Here is a 15,143-nt window from a genome sequence, read left to right as displayed (position 1 = left end):
GGGCAGGCAGGTCGGACACCATGCCGCATCTAGCGTATTCGCCCTGGTTCGAAGCGCAAGAACGAAAACTCCGCCTCGTAACCTGCGGCCTTCGGGCTACAGGCGTAAAGACCACAGGACACTGATTTCGCTGCCGGCCGTTCAAGCAGGCGTGCCATCCGAATTTGCTCCCAGTTCTGACCGTTGAAGGACGACTCGACGATGTAGTCGTTGTCTTCGGCCCGGACCCGAAACCAGACGGTACGCACCTCTGCAGCGATGGGCTGTGTTGACCAGTCCGAATACTGACCATTGGTGACAACCGCGCCCAAGCGACTGGAGCCATCTGGCTCGAACTCGACGGAGGTCTTGAGCCAGCAAGCGGGCGACAGACGCACCATGAGGCCCGCTTGGTCGTACTGGTGCAGCGGGTTCGACGTGACCTTGGTTGTGAGCACGAAGTCGCCAGCAGCCTCAAGGTACAGGAAATGGCCGTTGTCGACTTCGAAGCCGTAGTGAGTTCGTTGCCAGAAGTCGGTCGTGGCGTCTGGATTGAGCCGAAGGCACATTGCAGCGCTGTCTACACGCCAGCTCGCGGGTTCGCAGCGCCAACTCAGGCGTGGGCTCAAATCCGGCTTGGAGAAGTCCTCGAAGAGCGGCGAGTCGTTCATGTCGTGGCTATCGTATTCGGCCCGCTTGTGGTTGCGCAGGTGCTGCCTCGCAGTGTCTGCGACGGCAACTCGCCGAACAGCGCCCTGTACCGTTGGGCGAAGTGGCTCAGATGGTTGAATCCTCTGTCCGCGGCCGCCTGCGCAATGTTCAGGTCCACCGCTCGTGTCGACATCAACTGCCGCCGCACGACGTTCAGCCTCACGCAGCGCAGGTAGTCCACCGGCGTCGTGTCGGCGACCTGCCTGAAGCTGTTCTGCAAGGTCCGCCGGCTCGTGCGAAGGCGCAGGCATAGATCCTCCACGCTGGGCGGGGAATTCCCGCTGCCTTCCACCATTCGATGGCATTGCGCGACGATGTAACTGGCCGACGCGCTCCCGACAGCCTGCCCTGCGTCGGCCGCACCATTGAACAGTTCGTGCAGCGCTTCGAACACGCCGCAGGATACCGACTGATCCTCGATTGCTTCCGACTTGCGTGGGTCGGTTGCCAGCGTGTCATCGAGCAACGAAAGCAGGGCGTACCGCAATCGCTGCATCGCGTGCCCCGGGGCACGCAGCACGGAGCGGGACAGCAGGGTCCGGGCGCCCGGTGCCCACGGCCGTTCCTCGGACAGGCGACGAAATTCGTCCAGCTCGAACGTCACCGCCACAAGCTCCATGCCTTTCGGGCGTTGCAGCGTGAACTCGTCGCCACTGCGAAGGACGACCATGCTGTCCCCGTGCATTTCATGGCCCTGCATCCGGGGCGTTTCGGCCAACTTCCCCAGCGGGATTGCGAAGCAGATCTTGCCGTTGGGCAGACAGCCCTGTTGAATCACCCGCTCGCTCATCCATTTGCGAAAGACGTGGATGCTGCCGGTCGTCGCTTCGGCAAGCGAACTGTGCATGACCCCCGGCGACACTTGAAGGTAGCGCTGGTTCCACTCTGGCGCCGAGGCGCCATGCACGTGGAAGTTGTCGAATACATCCAGCTTGAGTGTCATGCGGTGTCCCGTGGCGGCGCTGCTGCCGAAGAATAGCCCTGGCTCGGATTCCGCGCTGGTTTGCCGATTTGGGCTAACGGTGCCGGGCGCGCACGCTGCATAGTGGGCACACCTTCTCCGTCGAGGACCTCCTTCCAGATGTGGACACGATGTGTTTCGCGCCTCCTGGCGCACGTGCTGGCATTGACGCTCGCAGCCTGTGCTTCAACAACCGCCCCCTCTCGCAGACCCGAAGGAATGCCCGTCATGAACGTGGAACAGATCAAGGAGGCCCTTGTGGGCGACTGGGTCAGCGTCGCCCCGGAGGTCCGGCCGAGCGCCGGCAAGAATCCTGACGGCACGCTGAAGCCGTTCTATCTGAAGCGTGAGTTCAAGTACCTGGCTGGGGATCGGTTCGAGTTGGGCATCGTCAACTCGGCAGACCCGAACGGTGCGGTTCCCATCGCTCGGATCGCCATCCGGGGCCGAATGATCTGGCGCGGACCGCACGCGATCGCCGCCGGGGCGCAGAAGGTTGACTTCGTCGCCGACGAGGCTTACGAGGTGACGCCGCTGAACCAGGGGTTTGCCGATCTGCTGAACCAGATCGCCGCCAGTGGCTACAGAAAGTGGCAAGTCAACGACACGCAAAGCGTCTTCGGCAAAGCGTTCGCCCCGTTCGGGTTGAGCGAGGGCAAGAATTTCATGGAGTTCGACCTCGTCTACCTGAGCCACGGCATGTTGTTCTGGGGTGCACGCAACGTGGACGGCCGTGGGTTCGACAAGGAAGAGAACAGGCCGACGAATCTGCAGATCCCGCTTGCGCGGAAGTGAGCCTGGAGGGCGAGAGCACGCTGACGATCAACCACTGCTTGGGAAAGCGGTGGATGGTGCTTCTGGTACCGGAACTCGGCAGGTCCAGGCTCAGACCAGCGGGTTATCCCTCTGCAAAGCGGCCCACCCCATCCACAACAATCTGTGGAACCGCTTCCACTCTTGGCCACCCTCCCGGGATGAGGCACGAAGAGAAAGCGGATGCCGGACCGACCGCCATTCCGAGATCCCGAGGAGACACCATGAATTCGAAGCACCTTGCCCGGCACGGTGCCGCGGCCCTGGGCGTGCTGAGCGCGCTGCTGGCCGCCGGCTGCGGCGGAGGCGGTTCGGCCGCAGCCGAGGAAATGAGCCCCCATGCCGCCGGCGCCCGGCCCGAGAAGGCCGCTGCCGTCATCGCGCCCGCCCCCACCTACACCGACTGGCCGGCCGTCACCAGCGCGATCGCGCGCGACCCGGCGATGGAGTCGCGCATCGCGCAGATCGTCGCGGCGATGACGATCGAGCAGAAGGTCGGGCAGATGACGCAGCCCGAGATCAAGAGCATCACGCCCGACCAGGTGCGGCAGTTCTTCATCGGCTCGGTGCTGAACGGCGGCGGCTCCTGGCCGAACGGCGACAAGCACGCGAGCGCCGCCGCCTGGGTGGCGCTGGCCGACCAGTACTACAACGCGTCGATGGCCAGCTCGATGGCCACCAGGATTCCCCTCATCTGGGGCACCGACGCGATCCACGGCCACAGCAACGTCTACCAGGCGACGCTGTTCCCGCACAACATCGGGCTCGGCGCGGCGCATGACCCGGCGCTGGTGCAGCAGATCGGCGCGGCGGTCGGCCAGGCGGTGCGCGCCACCGGCATCAACTGGATCTTCGGGCCGACGATCGCCGTCGTGCGCGACGACCGCTGGGGCCGCACCTACGAGAGCTTCTCGGAAGATCCTTCCATCGTGCGCGCCTACGCCGGCGCCTACGTGACCGGCCTGCAAGGCAGCTTCGCGAGCGACACCAACGTGGTCGCGACCGCCAAGCACTTCATGGGCGACGGCGGCACCGACCAGGGCGTCGACCAGGGCGTGACGATGGCGTCGACCGCCGACATGATCAACATCCACGGCCAGGGCTACTACAGCGCGCTGGGCGCCGGGGCGCAGACGGTGATGGCGTCCTTCAACAGCTGGACCAATGCAGCCGCCGGCATCAACGTCGGCAAGATGCACGGCAGCAAGCAGATGCTGACCGACATCCTCAAAACCAAGATCGGCTTCGACGGCTTCGTGGTGTCGGACTGGAACGGCATCGGCCAGGTGCCCGGCTGCAGCAACGCGAGTTGCGCGCAGGCGATCAACGCCGGCATCGACATGGTGATGGTGCCCGACGAGTGGCAGGCCTTCATCAGCAACACCTCGGCCCAGGTGCGCTCGGGTGCGATCCCGATCGCGCGCATCAACGACGCGGTGACGCGCATCCTGCGGGTCAAGATGCGCTCGGGGCTGTTCAACGGGCGCAAGCCGTCGCAGTCCGCCGGAGCCGGTGTCCAAAGCCAGCTGGTGGCCCGTGCGCTGGCGCGCGACGCGGTGCGCAAGTCGCTGGTGCTGATCAAGAACAACGGCGCGCTGCTGCCGTTGGCCCGCGGGCGCAAGACGCTGGTGGTCGGCAAGAGCGCCAACAGCATCTCGAACCAGTCGGGCGGCTGGTCGCTGACCTGGCAGGGCACCGGCAACAGCAATGCCGACTTCACCGGCATCAGCGACACCGTGCTGGCCGGCATCCAGGAGGCGGCCGGCAGCGCCAACGTCGAGTACAGCGCGACCGGCACCGACAAGAACCCGGCCAACTACGACGTGGTGATCGCGGTGATCGGCGAGACGCCGTATGCCGAAGGCGCCGGCGACATCAAGGGCAGCCGCACGCTCGCGCACGCGGCCAACTACCCGGAGGACCTGGCAGCGCTGAACGCGGTGTCGGGCAAGGGCAAGCCGGTGGTGACGCTGCTGCTGGCGGGCCGCCCGCTGTACGCGAACGACCTGATCAACAAATCCGATGCCTTCGTCGCCGGCTGGCTGCCGGGCACCGAGGGCAAGGGCGTCAGCGACGTGCTCTACCGCACGGCGCAGGGCGCGGTCGGCTTCGACTTCAACGGCACGCTGTCGTTCTCGTGGCCGGCCTCGGCCTGCCAGACGCCGCTGAACCTCGGCGACGGCCAGCAACCGCAGTTCGCGCCGGGCTACGGGCTGACCTACACGAGCACCGCCAGCGTCGGCACGCTGCCGACACCGGCCGTGCCGTCGGCCTGCGGCCAGGGCAGCGGCACGCTGGTGCTGTTCAACCAGGGCGACGTCGCGCCCTTTGCGCTGAACGTCAACACCGCCGCCAACAACTGGGCCAGCGTGCCGGTCGGCAGCGACCTGAACGCGACGCTCAACGTGCCGGCCACCGGCACCGCGGCGATGCGGGTGCAGACCACGCAGATCAACACGCAGCAGGACGCCAAGCTGGTCACCTGGTTCTCGCCGGGCCAGATCTTCTCGAAGGCGGCGAGCGGCCAGAACCTCTCGGGCTACACCGACGGCACGCTGGAGTTCGACACCATCGTCTCGCAGGCGCCCGCCGCCGCGGTGCAGTTGCACATGGACTGCGGCTACCCGTGCCGCGGCACGGTGGACCTGACGCAGACGCTGCGCAGCCTGCCGCTGAACGCCAGGCAGACGCTGAAGATCCCGCTCAGCTGCTTCGCGTCGACCGGCGCCAACCTCGCGAGCATCGACACGCCGTTCAGCCTCGAGTCGATGGGCGCGCTGACGCTGGCCTTCACCAACCTGAAGGTGGTCAAGGGCGGTGCGCTGGGAGGCGGGGTCTCGGGCTGCTCGGGTCAGCAGAGCGACTTCGCGCTGTTCGGGCCGAACGGCGTCGCACCGGGCTTCGGCTTCAGCAGCTACCAGAGCACGGCCGGCCACGTCAGCTGGCAGGTGATCCCGGTGGGTGCGTCGCCGGCCGAGATCCGCATGCAGTTCTCGAACACCGTGGGCGCCAACGGCATGGTCTTCATCAGCGGCCCGGCGACCGACCTGTCGGCGTACCGGGCCGGGCGGCTGACACTGGAGGTCTACCCCTACCTCTACGGCAGCAACACCTCGGACCTGACCCTCAAGCTGGAGAGCGGCGCCGGTTGCGCGACCGCCGACATCTCGATCGGCCGGCCGCCGCAAGGCGCGTGGGCCACGGTGTCGGTGCCGATGAGCACGGTGCTGGCCGGGGCGGCCGCCTGCCTGGACGTGGCGCGCATCGGCAGCTTCTCGGTGTTCCCGCGCTGGAACGACCAGCGCGGCGTGCAGATGACGGTGCGCAACGTGGCCTTCCGGCCCTGACGGATCGCGGTCGCCACCGCCGGCTCGTGCCTTTCCTTGCGGTGGCGGCGCGGCCATACTTGCGCCGGTGCACGAACTCGAACAGCTCCTGATCCTCTTCATGGCGGCCGTGGTCCTGGCCGCCACCGCCCGGCGCGCCGGGGCGCCGTACCCGGTCTTCCTCGCCATCGGTGGCGCGCTGCTGGCCTTGATCCCCGGCGCGCCCCGGATGAGCCTGCCACCCGACCTCGTGCTGGCGCTGTTCGTCGCGCCCATCCTGGTCGATGCCGGCTACGACGCGTCGCTGAGGGATCTCCGGGACAACTGGGCGCCGCTCGCCAGCCTGGTGATCGTCGCCGTCGGCCTGACCACGGCCGCGGTGGCAGTCGTGGTCCATGCGCTGGTACCGACCTTGCCATGGGCCGCCGCGGTGGCGCTGGGCGCGATCGTCGCCCCGCCCGACGCGGTGGCCGCCACGGCCGTGCTGCGCCCGTTGCGTCCGCCGCAGCGCATCCTCGGCATCCTCGAAGGCGAAAGCCTGCTGAACGATGCCAGCGCGCTGCTGATCTATCGTCTCGCGGTCGGCGCCGTCGCCGCCGGCGGCTTCTCGGTGCAGGCGGTGGCGCCGACCTTTTTGCTGGCCGTGCTGGGCAGCCTCGTCGCGGGGCCGGCGCTGGGCTGGCTCGCGCAGCGCCTGTTCGAGAAGGTGCAGCACATCCCGACGGCCATCATCCTGCAGTTCATCGGCACCTTCACCGTGTGGCAGCTGGCCGAGCAGGTGGGGCTCTCCGGCGTGCTGACCACCGTCGCCTTCGCGATGACGCTGGCGAGAACGGCGCCGGCGCGCATACCGGCGCGCATCCGCATCCCCACCAATGCGGTGTGGGCCACCGTCGTGTTCGCGCTGAACATCTTCGCGTTCATCTTCATCGGGCTGCAGGTGCGCCCGATCCTGGTCGAGCTGGCGCCAGCGGCGCGGGAGCAGTACTTCGGCGTGGCAGCCGCCGTGCTGGCCACGGTCATCGGCGTGCGCATCGCGTGGCACATGAGCTTCAACGCGGTGGTGCGCTGGCGCGACCGGCGCCACGGCTTTCACCCGCCGCGGCCCATGCTGCGACCCACCGTGGGCAGCGGGTTGGTGATCTCGTGGGCGGGCATGCGCGGCATCGTCACGCTGGCCGCGGCGCTCGCGCTGCCCGCGGACTTTCCGGCCCGCGACCTGATCGTGCTGACGGCCTTTCTGGTGGTGCTGGGCACGCTGCTGATCCAGGGGCTGACGCTGAAGCCGCTGCTGCGCGCCCTCAAGCTGCACGACGGCGACCCCGTCGCGCAAGAGGAGCACGCCGCCCGCCAGCGCATGCTGGACGCGGCCTTCGCCCAGTTGCCGCAGGAGTCCTCCGCAGCCGGGGACCTGGTGCGCAAGAACCTCAAGATGCACCTTGGCCGGCAGCTCCACGACAGCGAGAGCCCCTTCGCCTCCTTCGGTGCCGAGTACGACAGCCGCTACCGCGCTGCGCTGCAGGCCGCCCGCCACGCGCTGCTCGGCATGAGGGACGCCGGCGACATCGGCGACGACGCGTTCCACAGCCTGGAGAACGACCTGGACTGGCTGGAGGTGTCCGACCCGCTGCGCGCCGCGAATGCGGACGCGACGGGGTAGGCCTGAATCCCTGGCGCCTCAGCTATCGAGGGCCTGACGCAGCCACCGGGATCGGCTCCAGGTGCGCGACCGACGCTTCGCCCGTGGAGGCCGCATGCCTGATCCTGAAGACGCAGTCGGACCGTGGCAGGCCTTCAGGGCCGGGGTCGACATCGAACTCGCCGTTGGCCAGCGCATGCAGTTCGATGTGCGTCAGCCGCCCGTCGAGCGCGAACAGGATCGCCATGTGGGCCGCAGGCACGGACTCGTAGCGCACGACGCGGTCGCAGAGGTTGCGGTTCGCGCTCAGAAACCGGCAGATCGCCTCGCGGGTGGTGCCGGCCTTGAACAGGTAAAGCCTGTCCCAGCCGAACGAAGTCAGCCGGCCCAGGTCCAGCTCCTTGCTGGACGGCTCGTTGGCCACTTCGCCGATGCGCTCGCTGATCTGCCCGGCCGAGTTCGGCGCCAGGTTGCAGCCCGCCAAGGCGCCGATGAAGAGCAGCACGCTCGACAGACGACGAAGGGTCGGTACGGCGGATCGACGGGTCTGTTCTCGTTGCTTCATGCCGTCATTCTTGCCGACGCCGGATCGCCATCCGCCTCAATCCGCGTCGACGCGGAAGCCCAGCCCTCGCAACGCCGCGCGCGTGCTTGCAGCCTCCAGCAGCCGGCGAAACGCCAGCACCGCCGGCCGCTCGAGCCGCGACTTCGGCACGATGAAGTCGTAGCGCTCCTCCTGCACCGGGATGAAGCCCAGCCCGTACTGGCGGGCGACCGTGTCGATCGCCACGCCCCAGTCCGCGCGCTGCTGCGCCACCGCCACCGCCACGGCGTTGTGCGATTTCGTCTGCACGCCGTAGCCTGACGGACGGGCCGAGCCCAGCAGCCGGTCGATCACCACGCGCGTGCCGCTGCCGGCATTGCGGTTGACCATCACGCAGTCGCGGTCGCCGGTCACCACCGCGACCGCCTCGTCGCGGCTGCGCCCCTCGAAGCGCGGATCGCCTGGCCGGAACACGATGCCCTGCATCCGCCCATAGCCCGGCAGCAGTTCCAACGCGTCGGTCAGCAGCGGCCGGTTGTATTCGCCGCTGGCCGGGTCCATCAGGTGCATGCCGGCGATGTCGCACTCGCCGCGCTTCGCCGCCATCAGGCCGCCGCTGCTGCCCACGTTGAGCGACTTGACGCGCCAGCCCTCTCCGATCATCTGCCCCGCCAGCCAGTCCAGGCCGACGCAGTGGCTGCCGATCAGGATCAGGTCCGCGGGTTCCAGGCCCTGCCCGAGCAACTGCACGTCGACGCGGTCGCCGGCATCGAGCATCTCGGTGTGCTGCGGGATCGTGATGAAGCCGTCCGCCGTGCTGAAAGCGGTCACCGAGCCCGAGCCCTTGCCCATCGGGTAGGCCGCCAGGCCGTCTTCCGTGCGGACCAGCCCGACCAGCAGGTACTCGGTGCGGCCGCGCTCCGAGTTCACGCGCATCGGCAGCGTCGCCGGCACCGTGTCCTGCCGGTCCGGCGGCAGGCCCGCGAAGGCGCGCAGCACCGGCGCGAGGAACTCGTGGAACGTGAAGATCGCCGAGGTCGGGAAGCCCGGCAGGATGACGACCGGCTTGCCGCCGGTGACCGCCAGGCACACCGGCTTGCCGGGCTTCAGGGCCACGCCGTGCGCGACGATGCCCGGATCGGCCAGGCGGCCGACGACGCGGTACGACAGGTCGCCTTCGCCCTTCGACGTGCCGCCCGAGAACACCACCGCGTCGCAGGCCAGCCCGCGTGCCAGCGCCGCGCTCAGCGCGGCCTCGTCGTCGGGGATCACGCCCAGGTGCACCGGCCGGCCGCCGAGTTCCTCGACCGCCGCGCCGATGATCGCGGCGTTGGAGTCGTAGACGGCGCCGGTGCGCAGCGGCTGCCCGCGTGCGACGATCTCGTCGCCGGTCGAGAAGATCGCGACCCGCGGTGCGCGGTGCACCGGCACGTCGGCCAGGCCGAGCGCGGCGAGCACACCGATCTCGCGCGAGGTCAGGCGCTGGCCCGCGCGCAGCACCGCCTCGCCGCGCGCGATGTCGGTGCCGGCGTAGCTGACGTTCTCGCCGGCCGTCGCCGCGCGGCGGATCTCGACGCGGCCGTCATCGCGCAACTCGGTGTGCTCGACCATCACGACCGCGTCGGCCCCGCGCGGCAGCATGCCGCCGGTGGCGATCGTGGTGGCCGTGCCCGCCGTCACCGTGACCCGCGGCACGACGCCTGGCCGCAGCAGCTCGTCGCTCAAGTGCAGCGTGCGGGCCCGCTCCTCCTGCGCGCCGTGCGTGTCGGCGGCCTGCACTGCGAAGCCGTCGACGTTGGAGCGGTCGAAGCCCGGCACGTCGATGCCGGCCACGACGTCCTCGGCCAGCACGCGGTGCAGCGCCGCGCCCAGCGCGACGCGCTCCTGCCCGAGCGGCGCGAGCCTCAGGTGGCGCTGGAAGCGCTGCGTCGCCTCGTCGCGCGTGATGACATCCAGGAACTGCGATTGCGATGTCGACTTCACGGCGGGGCTCGGCTTTTCAGTCGTAGAGGTGGAGGGTGATCTCGCTGCCGGGGCCGTAGCCCTCGCTCTCGGCCGGCACGACGACGAAGCCGTCGGCGCGCGTCGTCGACGACAGCACCGACGCGCCGGAGATCGCGAGCGGCTCGACCGCATCGCCCTCCAGCTTCACGCGCACGTAGTCGACCCGGCCCACGGCCGAGACGATCTTGCGCGCCACCGTCGCCCGGCGCTGGCGATAGGGCCAATCGGGGCCGCGCCCCGCCAGGCGGCGGATCGCGCGCCCGGCGAAGAAGTCGTAGGCGCACAGGCAGGACACCGGATTGCCGGGCAGCAGGAACACCAGCGTGTCGCCGATGCGGCCCATGCCCGCGGGACTCGACGGCCGCATCGCGACGCCATGGATCGCCAAGTCACCCAGTTGCCCCAGCAATTGCGGCGCGTGGTCTTCGCTGCCGACGCTCGACCCGCCGGAGACCAGCACCACGTCGGCGCCCGGCGCGCTCATCGCGGCGCCGATCGCGGCGGCCTCGTCGCCGATGCGCTGGTGGCTCTCCAGCTCCGCACCATCACGCGCGATGAGGCCGCGCAGCAGCACGGAGTTCGCATCGTAGATCTCCCACGGCCCCTTGGGCGCGCCAGGGGCGACGACCTCGTTGCCGGTCACCAGCAGCCGCACGCGTGGACGCCGCACGACGCTGACCTGCGCGAACCCGAGCGAGGCCGCGAGGCCGCCATCCTGCGGTCGCAGGCGGCGGCCGGCCGGCAGCACCGTCGAGCCGGCCTGGATGTCCTCGCCGACGCGCCCCACGTGCTGCCACGGCGACACCGGCCGCGTGATCGCGATGCGCCCGCCGGCCTCGGTGGCGTACTCGGCCGGGATCACCGCATCCAGGCCGTCGGGCAGCGGCGCGCCCGTCATGATGCGCACCGCCGTGCCGGCCGGGACCTCGCCCTTGCCCTCATACGGCCGGCCCGGCAAGGCCTGGCCCTGCACCGTCAGTTCGATCGGGTTGTACTCGCCGGCGCCGTCGGTCTCCGCGCCCCGCAGCGCGAAGCCGTCCATCGCGGCGCGTTGGAACGTCGGCACGTCGATGGTCGCGACCAGGTCGGCGGCCAGCACCCGACCGGCGCTGTCCTCCACCGCCACGGGCTGCGCAGGCAACGGCCGCGCGCTGGCCAGGTCGACCCAGGCCTGGGCTACGCCCACCTCGCTGCGCTGCGCGAAGCCGTGCATGCGCACATCCTTCGTCCCAGCGGGTCTTCGGGTCATGTCCAGGGCAGCTCTCCTCGCAGGAACTGCGCGGCCTCGGCCGGCAGCGCGTCGTCGGTGAAGAACAGGTCGACCGGGCGCTCGACCACCACGCGTCCACCCTCCAGGTAGGCCACGCGGGTCGCCAGGCGCTTGGCCTGGCCGAGATTGTGCGTGCTCATCGCAATCGTGACGCCGGTGGCAGCGATCTGCTCGATCAGCGCCTCGACCTCGCGCTTCGCGCCGGGGTCGAGGCTCGCCGTGGGCTCGTCGAGCAGCAGCAGGTCCGGTTGCGTGGCCCAGGCGCGGGCGAGTGCCAAGCGCTGGCGCTGGCCGCCGGACAACGCGCGGGCCGGCCTGGCAGCCTGGCTGCCCAGCCCGACGCGCGCGAGCGCCTCGTGGCAACGGGCAGCGCGCTCGGCGCCCGGGATGCCGCGCAGCCAGAGGCCGATCCAGACATTGCGGAACACCGACAGCCGCATCAGGAAGGGTTGCTGGAACAGCATCGCCGCACGCGGCAGCCGGGCCTCGGGCTGCAGGCGCGCGCGCGTCACGATGCCGGCATGGGAAACGAGGCCCTGCAGCAACCGCAGCAGCGTGGTCTTGCCCGACCCGTTGGCGCCGACCAGCACCAGGCGTTCGCCGCGCGCGAGCGTCATCGTGACGTCGCGCAGCGCGGTGAAGTCGCCGAACGCGACGCTCACCCGTTGCAGTGCGATCAGCGGCTGCGGATCGGCAGCGACCGGCGCGGCGCCGCCTGCCAGCGGCGAGTCCTCCGATCGCGGCGGCTGCGGCGCCGGAAGCGAGGCCCGCGTGCGCCCGCCCCACCACTGCAGCAACATGATCACGCCATTGACCGCGCCGACGATGCCCAGCAGCACCAGGCCCAGGCCGAGCGCCAGCGCGAGGTCGCCCTTGCTGGTCTCGAGCGCGATCGCGGTGGTCATCACGCGCGTGACGCCGGCCACGTTGCCGCCGACGATCATCACCGCGCCGACTTCCGCGACCGCGCGGCCGAACGCGGTCAACAGCACCGTCGCGACGCCCAGCCGCTCGTGCACCAGCATCAGCAGCGCGCAGGCGAGCTGCCCCGCCCCAAGCGACCTCAGCTGGTCGCCGCCTTCATCCAGGGCCGCCAGGACCAGCCGGCGCGACAGCGCGGCGATCAGCGGCGTGACGAGCACGCTCTGCGCCACCACCATGGCCGTCGGCGTGAACAGCAGCCCCAGAGGCCCGAGCGGTCCGGCCCGCGACAGCAGCAGGTAGACCAGCAGCCCCACGACCACCGCCGGCAACGCGAGCAGGGTGTTGACCCCCCACACCAGCACGCCGTGGCCCGGAAAGCGCGCCACCGCCAGCCAGGCGCCGAGCAGCAGGCCCGCCACCGACCCGACCCCCACCGCGATGCCGCTGACCTGCAGCGACAGCATCGCGATGCGCCACAGTTCGACATCGCCGCCGACGATCAGCGTCCACGCGAGCCGCCAACTGTCGGCGAAGGTGCTCATCCGGCGGCTGCGCCAGTTCGCACCCGATCAGTTCGCATTCGGGAAAAAGAGCGGCTGACCTTCGATCTGATAGCTGCCGATGACGGCCTGGCCCGCGGGCGAGACCAGCCAGTCGACGAAGCGTTGCCCGAGTTCCTTCTTCACCTGCGGATGCCGGGCCGGGTTGACCAGCATCACGCCGTACTGGTTGAAGAGCCGCTTGTCGCCTTCCACCAGGATGGCGAGATCGCCCCGGTTCTTGAACGCGAGCCAGGTGCCGCGATCGGTCAGCACGTAGCCGTTGATCGACGCCCCCATGTTCAGCGCCGGCCCCATGCCGCAGCCGCATTCGCGGTAGCCGGCCGGCTTGGACGCAGCCGGGTCGAGCCCGGCCAGTTTCCACAGCCGCAGCTCGGCGCTGTGCGTGCCGCTGCGGTCGCCGCGCGAGACGAAGGGCTGGCCGCTGGCGGCCACCTTGCCCATGCCGGCGCCGATGTCCGCGCCGCGCGCGCCGGCCGGGTCCGACTTCGGCCCGACCAGCACGAAGTCGTTGAACATGACCGGGAAGCGTTTCTCGCTCCAGCCCTCGGCGACGAACTTTTCCTCGGCCGCCGTGTCATGCACGAAAACGACGTCGGCATCGCCGCGCCGTCCGATGTCGAGCGCCTGGCCGGTGCCGACGGCGACCACGCGCACCTCGATGCCGCTGGCGCGCGTGAACGCCGGCAGCAGGTGCTTGAAGAGGCCCGATTGCTCCGTCGACGTGGTCGAGGCCACGACGATGAACTTCTCCTGCGCGCCTGCCGCCTGCGGAAGCAGCGCGGCCGTGGCGGCCAGGAGCAGGGCGGCGAAGACACGGCGAGGCTGCTTCATGGGATGCCGGAGAGGAGTCGATCGGAGACCCCCATGATCGCGGATATTCAGTGCGAGCGGCGCTCGCGGTAAAGCAGCACCGCGCCCGAGATCAGGAAGTAGACCGCGCCCACCGCCGCATACCCGGCCAGGTTCTGCAGCATCGGCCCCGGCTCGCCCGCCTGCTTCACGAAGAAGGTGCCGGCCAGCGCCGACTGCGCGCCGCTGAGCACCATCGCCCATTGCGCACCGTGGTGCTTCCAGCGCCGCACGGCCGTGCCCAGCTGCAGCAGGCCCGACAGCACTGCCCAGGCGCCGAACACGACGAAGACCGCCGGCATGCCCTGCCCCACCGCCACCACCATCGCGACGGTCGTCACGGCGCTCACCAGCACGTTGATCATCTGCGTCGTGTTGGCCGACATGCCGCCGGATTGCCGGGCATCGACGGCGTTGGCCAACGCGTCCCATGCGGGGTACACGACGAGCAGCACGCTCGCGACGACGGGCGATTTCAGCGCCACCGTGAACGCGAGGGCCACCCACACGATCGAGACGGCCGCGCGCGTGAGGTAGAGCTTGCGCAGCCAGGTGGAGTTCGCGGCAAGGGAGATCGCAGAGGTCATGGCTTGGAGTTCCGGAGTTGATCGAGCCAGTCTCCCGTGCAAAGCCGATCGACGGTATCGGACGATTGACCGATGCGGGCACGCCCCAGGCCGTGATTCCTGCCACACCCTGGCGCGCTGCAGTGCAGCAATGAGCGCCACAAACTGTTGCGCGGCGCCTCAACCGGTCAAGTTTGTATCCAGTTGTTTCTGGCGTGAAAAGCGGCCGATCCTGTCGGCGACCGTGCGCTCGCAAGCTCCGCAGGACACGTGCAGCGGAACCGGTTCCGCTTTCGTGGTCCGACACCCACGCTGGCATCAAACCTGCGCATCAATCCCTGCGTGCACCCGGCACTGAGGATTGCTGAAATTCTCCGGCGCCACGCCCCAAGCCAATAGACACGATCAAAGGACCTGCAAGCATGAAGCACCCGATTCCCGAGGGACAGAGCCGGCCGCGCACAGCGGTGGTGGCGCTGAGTTCCCTCTTCCTCGCCGCAGCCGTCCTCAGTGGGTGTGGCGGCAAGGATGCGGATTCCGCCGCGACTCCGAGCCCGGACGTTGGCGCCCCCGGTCAGCCGCCGGCGCAACCCCCGGCACAGCCGCCCGTCGTTGGTGGCAACGACCCCACCCCGCCCAACGAAGTGCCGACGACCCCGGCACCGCCGCCGTCGATCCCGTCCGGCGGCGCCCCCGCCGCGCCGGCCCCGACGCCCGCGCAGCAACTGCCCGCCGGCGTCGACATGAGCAAGCCCGGCGTCGCCGTCGTGCCGGTCAAGGCCACCGCGTTGACCGCCAGTGGCGGCAACACCGCCGACAAGGCGATCGACGGCAAGGCCACCCAGGACAGCCGCTGGGAAAGCTCGCAGTCCGACACCAACTGGATCCAGTTCGACTTCGGCGCCAAGACCCAGATCGGCTACCTGAAGCTGGTGTGGGAAGCCGCGTACGCCAAGGAATACGCAATCCTCGTCTCCGACGACGGCGCCACCTG

At 69.6% G+C, this 15,143-nt stretch carries 12 protein-coding genes; 4 read left to right on the top strand and 8 right to left on the bottom strand.

The features are described from left to right. Positions 1–29: 29 nt before the first annotated feature. Entirely contained in the window at positions 30–650 is a 621-nt protein-coding gene (locus BUE42_RS14985; protein ID WP_073465918.1) for a DUF1349 domain-containing protein, read from the bottom strand. After that, positions 647–1,633, bottom strand: coding sequence for a helix-turn-helix domain-containing protein (locus tag BUE42_RS14980; RefSeq protein ID WP_073465917.1), 987 nt, complete (start codon positions 1,631–1,633; stop codon positions 647–649). The genes BUE42_RS14985 and BUE42_RS14980 overlap by 4 nt, the downstream gene beginning before the upstream one ends. Before the next feature lie 246 nt (positions 1,634–1,879). Between BUE42_RS14980 and BUE42_RS14975 the strand changes: the two genes are divergently transcribed. The 3 genes from BUE42_RS14975 (at position 1,880) to BUE42_RS14965 (ending at position 7,450) form a co-directional block, all read left to right on the top strand. Then, complete coding sequence (locus tag BUE42_RS14975) at positions 1,880–2,446, top strand: hypothetical protein (RefSeq protein ID WP_073466059.1); 567 nt, start codon at positions 1,880–1,882, stop codon at positions 2,444–2,446. Between the two features lie 242 nt (positions 2,447–2,688). Next, positions 2,689–5,811: a glycoside hydrolase family 3 protein gene (locus BUE42_RS14970; protein ID WP_073465916.1), complete on the top strand. Its 3,123-nt coding sequence runs from the start codon at positions 2,689–2,691 to the stop codon at positions 5,809–5,811. Positions 5,812–5,878: 67 nt separating this feature from the next. Beyond that, positions 5,879–7,450 carry a cation:proton antiporter gene (locus tag BUE42_RS14965; protein ID WP_073465915.1) on the top strand — a complete coding sequence of 524 codons (1,572 nt, stop codon included), beginning with the start codon at positions 5,879–5,881 and terminating at the stop codon, positions 7,448–7,450. A 22-nt stretch (positions 7,451–7,472) separates the two neighbouring features. On the opposite strand, the gene BUE42_RS14960 is transcribed toward BUE42_RS14965, so the two are convergent. The 6 genes from BUE42_RS14960 to BUE42_RS14935 are packed head-to-tail and all read right to left on the bottom strand — an operon-like array spanning position 7,473 to position 14,170. Further along, complete coding sequence (locus BUE42_RS14960) at positions 7,473–7,994, bottom strand: hypothetical protein (RefSeq protein WP_143171514.1); 522 nt, start codon at positions 7,992–7,994, stop codon at positions 7,473–7,475. A 36-nt stretch (positions 7,995–8,030) separates the two neighbouring features. After that, positions 8,031–9,956 (bottom strand): molybdopterin biosynthesis protein, encoded by a 1,926-nt coding sequence (locus tag BUE42_RS14955; RefSeq protein WP_073465914.1) that lies wholly within the window; start codon positions 9,954–9,956, stop codon positions 8,031–8,033. 16 nt (positions 9,957–9,972) lie between these two features. Next, positions 9,973–11,190 carry a molybdopterin molybdotransferase MoeA gene (gene glp / locus BUE42_RS14950; RefSeq protein WP_073465913.1) on the bottom strand — a complete coding sequence of 406 codons (1,218 nt, stop codon included), beginning with the start codon at positions 11,188–11,190 and terminating at the stop codon, positions 9,973–9,975. A gap of 32 nt (positions 11,191–11,222) precedes the next feature. Further along, on the bottom strand, positions 11,223–12,713 hold the full coding sequence (locus BUE42_RS34285) for an ABC transporter permease (RefSeq protein WP_073465912.1): 1,491 nt from the start codon (positions 12,711–12,713) through the stop codon (positions 11,223–11,225). 27 nt (positions 12,714–12,740) lie between these two features. Continuing rightward, positions 12,741–13,565, bottom strand: a complete 825-nt coding sequence (locus tag BUE42_RS14940) for an ABC transporter substrate-binding protein (protein WP_073465911.1) — start codon at positions 13,563–13,565, stop codon at positions 12,741–12,743. 47 nt (positions 13,566–13,612) lie between these two features. Continuing rightward, positions 13,613–14,170, bottom strand: coding sequence for a DUF308 domain-containing protein (locus BUE42_RS14935; RefSeq protein WP_073465910.1), 558 nt, complete (start codon positions 14,168–14,170; stop codon positions 13,613–13,615). 623 nt (positions 14,171–14,793) lie between these two features. Here BUE42_RS14935 and BUE42_RS33750 point away from each other — a divergent pair. Further along, the coding region (locus tag BUE42_RS33750; protein ID WP_235002371.1) for a discoidin domain-containing protein at positions 14,794–15,143 on the top strand (350 nt) is incomplete at its 3' end.

The sequence above is a fragment of the Rhizobacter sp. OV335 genome, from assembly GCF_900142965.1.
Taxonomy (GTDB): domain Bacteria; phylum Pseudomonadota; class Gammaproteobacteria; order Burkholderiales; family Burkholderiaceae_C; genus Rhizobacter.
This window is presented reverse-complemented; position numbering and strand designations above follow the sequence as displayed.